Below are 4,334 nucleotides of genomic sequence, written 5' to 3'. Positions count from 1 at the left end.
GAATGGGCCCGCGCGGCAGTGGGCCTGCCCAACAGCATGCTCAGCCCGTCAAAACTGCAGCGCAGCAAGATCTCCCGGCGCGGCACACGATCCGACCCGACACCATGTTCAGCGTTGCAGGGCAGCCCAGCGCGGCAGAGAGGCCGATGCGCCACCATCCTCAGCGCGGCAGGATGTCCAGGCGCGGCAGGCAATCCGGCGCGCCACCAAGCTGAGCGCGGGAGGATGTCCGGCGCGACAGAGGGGCCGATGCGGCACCATGTTCAGTGCGGCACGGCGGCCCCGCGTGGCAGAAGATCTGACGCGGCACCAAGTTCAGCGCGGCAGGGCGCTTAATGCGGCAGAAAGCCGAGCACGGCACAGCTGAGCATCCCTGCCCAGCAGCATGCTCGGCGCGTTGGAAAGCTCAGCGCAATAGACGGACCGGCGCGGCAGGATGCCCAGTGCGGCACAAGACCCGGCGCACCTGAATACCCTTGCGCAGCAGGACATAGCGCACCGCGCGATGGCAGCGCGAAGAATGTCAGTGCAGCCCAACGACCCGGCACGCTGTTCAGCGCCGCGGGCAGCCCTGGCGTGGCAAACTACTCGGCGCAGCCGACGGCCCTGCCCAGCAGCATGCTCAGCCCGTTGGGAAGATCAGCGCAGCAACTCGATCACCGGTGCGAACTGCTCCATGCTGTGCTCGAGGACGGTGATGTAGGTGAATCCGTAGTGATCGCGGTGGCTGCGGACCCGCTCGGCCATTTCCTCGGGGGTGCCGATCAGCAGGGTTGGTAGGTCTTCGGGGTGGTCGGCGACGTCTTCGGGGAGCGCGGGGCCGAACAGTTCGAGTACGGCGGCGCGTTCCTCCGGTGGCACCACGCGCTGGACGAGGATGTTGAACTCGACGCTGTCGGCGCGGTTGCCGAGCAATCCGCGCACATAATCGACTTTTTCGCGTATCTCGCCGAGTCCGGCCAGGTGTAGCGGGCCACCGTTCTCGGTGGCTGACGCGCCCGGGAAGGCGATGATGTCGGCGTGTTCGGCGGCCAGACGCAGCAACCGGTTACCCCAGCCCGCGAGCAGCAACGGCGGCCCGGACGGCTGGGCGGGTCGCGGCTGATACTCCGGATCGGAGAACAGGGTGCGCAGCGTGGCGACCGTGCGTTCCAGTTGCGCGACGCGCTTGCCGCCGCTCTCGAAAGGGATACCGGCGGCGTCGAATTCGGCCTGGACGTACCCCGCGCCGAGGCCGATCTCGACCCTGCCGTCGGTGAGCTGGTCGGCGCCGGCGATGTCGCGGGCCAGCAGCACCGGGTTGTAGAACGGCGCGTTGAGCACGAAGGTATTCAACCGGACCCGTTCGGTCGCGTCGGCGGCCACGATCATGGACGGAAACGGGGCCGGGCATCCGAGATGATCGGGCACCCCGATCACGTCGTAACCCAATTCCTCGGCCCTGCGGCACTTTTCGATCCAGTTGCGCCGGGAGTCCGGGGCAACCATATTGACGCCGAATCGGAAGGCACGCTGCGCGGTCACCGTTCCTGTCTACCAGCAGGCGGCGCGCGGCAACAGCGCCGCGGGCCATCCCAGTGCGGGTCCGCGGTCTGCCCTACTCTGGACGCCAGAGATTAGCTGACCGTCTGTTCACGCGCCATCTGATCCGAGAGGGGCACCCCGATGACCGACCTAGATCCCGCCGTCCAAGAATTCGTCGACGCGCTCAACGCCAACGACCAGGACCGCTTCTTCGCCGCCCTCACCGACGACGCCACCATGTCCGACGACGGTGTCGAGCGCGACGTCGCCCAGTGGACGGATTCGGAGGTCTTCGGCAGCAACGGCCGCATGCAGGTCGAGTCCGTCGCGGACGGCGGCACCGGCCTGGTCGCCGACTATACGAATTCTCGCTGGGGTTCGATGCGCACGAGCTGGCGGTTCACCGTGCGCGACGGCAAGGTCGCCCGCTTCGAGACCGGGCAGGCCTGAATGCGCTTGCCGAGCCGGTACCGGGCTTGACATCCTGAGCCTCGTGTTCGACGCGCCCCGTTACGGCACGGGTTCCCTGGCCGATCTGCTCCCTTCGCTGCTCGCCGGATTCGGCGTGCCCGGCGAGACCGACCGCCTCGGCCTCGGCCTCACCGCCGACCGGGTGTGCGTGCTGCTCATCGACGGGCTCGGCGCGCACGCGCTGGCCGCCAACCCCGGCGCCGCACCGTTCCTGTCGGGTCTGGCCGCGACCACGCTGACCGCAGGATTCCCGAGCACCACCGCGACCAGCCTCAGCTCGCTCGGGGTCGGCGTGCCGCCCGGTGAACACGGCATCGTCGGCTACCTGCTGCGCGTGCCCGGCCAGGACCGCCTGGTCAACGCGCTGCGCTGGAGCCCGCACGGCGAGGGGCGGCGCACCGATCTGCTGCACGAACTCGTGCCCGAGGAATTCCAGCCCACCGCAACGGTTTTCGAGCGGGCCGCCGCGCACGGCATCACCGTCACCCAGGTCGCGCCGAGCTATCAGAACGGTTCCGGGCTCACACGCGCATCGCTGCGGGGTTGTGTGTTTCGCGACTCGTTCTCCGTCGGGGATCTCATCGACGGCATCGGCACGGCGCTGCGCACCGGAAACCGTTCGCTGGTCTACGCCTACCACGCCGACCTCGACACCACCGGGCACGCGCGCGGACCGTCGTCGGAGGCTTGGCTTTTGGAACTGGCGCACGTCGACCGGCTCGCCGCGGAGATCGCCGAGCGTTTGCCGAACGATGCCGCGTTGCTCGTGACGGCCGATCACGGCATGGTCGAACTCGAGGAGCGCATCGACTTCGACCACCGGGAGGACTTGCGAGAAGGGGTGCGGCAATTGGGTGGAGAACCTCGCGCGCGGCATGTCTATACCGAAGACGGCGCGGCCGATGATGTCGCCGCCGCCTGGGGTGAGTTGCTCGGCGACGACTTCGTGGTGCTGCCCCGGGCCGAGGTGATCGAGCGGGGATGGTTCGGGCCGGTGGTGGCCCCGCGCATCGTCGAACGCATCGGAGATGTGGTGGTCGCCGCGCGCAGCAGCGCGGGAATCATCCGCAGTGGTGCCGAACCCGTGCAGTCGATGATGGTCGGCCACCACGGATCACTAACACCGGCCGAACTCGACATCCCCCTGTGCACGTTCCGCTCCTGAGCCCGCGAATCCGGCACCCTCTCTCCGGATCCGCACTCTCATTAGGGCACTAAAGGGAGTGCGGATCCCGAGAGAGGGTGCGGGGATTTCTGGCCGGGCGCTTCCGGAGGTACGCGGGGCGGGGCTTTAGGCTGGGCGGTGATCGCCGCGGACGGCCGCGCGACGAAGCATTCAGGAGGAGCACATGAACGCCACGCTGTCACGGACCGGACGGACCGGCCTCGCGATCGCGGCGGTCGCCCTGGTGCTCGCCGGGTGCACCGACGTCCAGCGCGCCCTCAACCGCGGCGGTGACACTCCGTGCAGCGAGTACGTCAAGCAGAGTCAGGACGAGAAGCGCATGACGATCACCAAGTTCGTCAAGCAGCAGACCAAGGACGACCACGAGCCGGCCGGCACCGTCGTCGACGGGACCATGGTGTCGGTCGACGTGCTGTGCGGCGGCCAGCGCAACGCCGACACGCCCATCAAGAATGCCGACGTCGCAGGCATTTTCATCAACAAGTGAGCGTGGTGGCAGTCGATGCGATCATGCGTCGGCCGCCACTCACCCCGCCGGATGCGCGGCCAGCCAGTCGGCCGCGCGCTTGCGCGAGGCGCGCGAGAGCCACGCGTCCTGCACCACTTCTGCCAGCTCCGCGTATGTGAGTTCGCCGATCCTGCTGCCGCGCACCAGCACCGACGGATGCCCGTCGAAATGGCTCGTGGTGAAGAACGGCAGCCTCGAATCCTGCACCAGCGCCAGTTTGTCCGACTCCCAAGGCACCCAGAACATGATCACGTCCGCATACCGCTCCCCGGTCTCCACGTCGTAAGCATCCGGCCGCGGGGTCCGGAAGAATATGAACGACTTTCCCCCGACCTGATACACCGGATTGCCGCCACCGCCCTCGATCCGCTTCACGAACGGCATCCCCAGGGCCAGCTCGTGCACGTCGTCCACCCGCGCCCGCCGTGAACCGGTAGCCATGATGGCAGCATAACCGGGAGGAGTGACACGTTTGGCCGACGACGCGGGCCGGACCGCGTCCCAGCATGACCGCTGCTCATTGCCACCCCCGCACACTTCGCGCCGAGATTGCGAGCCTCGGCCAAGGGCGAGGGATTATCGGCCGCCATCCAGAAGCTGTGCGCGCCGAGTTCGACGGTGGCCTCGGCGACGCGGGTATCGCCC

At 68.1% G+C, this 4,334-nt stretch carries 5 protein-coding genes; 3 read left to right on the top strand and 2 right to left on the bottom strand.

Annotated elements, in window-relative coordinates; all coding sequences use genetic code 11:
- Positions 1 to 639: 639 nt before the first annotated feature.
- On the bottom strand, positions 640 to 1,524 hold the full coding sequence (locus ON39_RS16755) for an LLM class F420-dependent oxidoreductase (RefSeq protein WP_040735161.1): 885 nt from the start codon (positions 1,522 to 1,524) through the stop codon (positions 640 to 642).
- 141 nt (positions 1,525 to 1,665) lie between these two features.
- Here ON39_RS16755 and ON39_RS16750 point away from each other — a divergent pair, with 141 nt between their 5' ends.
- The 3 genes from ON39_RS16750 to ON39_RS16740 all read left to right on the top strand — a co-directional run bounded on the left by ON39_RS16750 (position 1,666) and on the right by ON39_RS16740 (position 3,668).
- On the top strand, positions 1,666 to 1,974 hold the full coding sequence (locus ON39_RS16750; protein ID WP_040735159.1) for a nuclear transport factor 2 family protein: 309 nt from the start codon (positions 1,666 to 1,668) through the stop codon (positions 1,972 to 1,974).
- Between the two features lie 43 nt (positions 1,975 to 2,017).
- Positions 2,018 to 3,160: an alkaline phosphatase family protein gene (locus ON39_RS16745; RefSeq protein WP_051186726.1), complete on the top strand. Its 1,143-nt coding sequence runs from the start codon at positions 2,018 to 2,020 to the stop codon at positions 3,158 to 3,160.
- A gap of 184 nt (positions 3,161 to 3,344) precedes the next feature.
- Positions 3,345 to 3,668 (top strand): hypothetical protein, encoded by a 324-nt coding sequence (locus ON39_RS16740; protein ID WP_040735158.1) that lies wholly within the window; start codon positions 3,345 to 3,347, stop codon positions 3,666 to 3,668.
- A 39-nt stretch (positions 3,669 to 3,707) separates the two neighbouring features.
- Here the strand turns inward: ON39_RS16740 and ON39_RS16735 are convergent, their stop codons facing one another.
- On the bottom strand, positions 3,708 to 4,130 hold the full coding sequence (locus ON39_RS16735) for an MmcQ/YjbR family DNA-binding protein (RefSeq protein ID WP_040735156.1): 423 nt from the start codon (positions 4,128 to 4,130) through the stop codon (positions 3,708 to 3,710).
- Between the last annotated feature and the right edge of the window lie 204 nt (positions 4,131 to 4,334).

The sequence above is a fragment of the Nocardia tenerifensis NBRC 101015 genome, from assembly GCF_000308715.1.
Taxonomy (GTDB): Bacteria; Actinomycetota; Actinomycetes; order Mycobacteriales; family Mycobacteriaceae; genus Nocardia; species Nocardia tenerifensis.
This window is presented reverse-complemented; position numbering and strand designations above follow the sequence as displayed.

Bases quoted from the DNA above. Each gene is read 5' to 3' on its own strand.
- ON39_RS16750 (WP_040735159.1), top strand. From the start codon at position 1,666: ATGACCGACCTAGATCCCGCCGTCCAAGAATTCGTCGACGCGCTCAAC.
- ON39_RS16740 (WP_040735158.1), top strand. From the start codon at position 3,345: ATGAACGCCACGCTGTCACGGACCGGACGGACCGGCCTCGCGATCGCG.
- ON39_RS16735 (WP_040735156.1), bottom strand. From the start codon at position 4,130: ATGGCTACCGGTTCACGGCGGGCGCGGGTGGACGACGTGCACGAGCTG.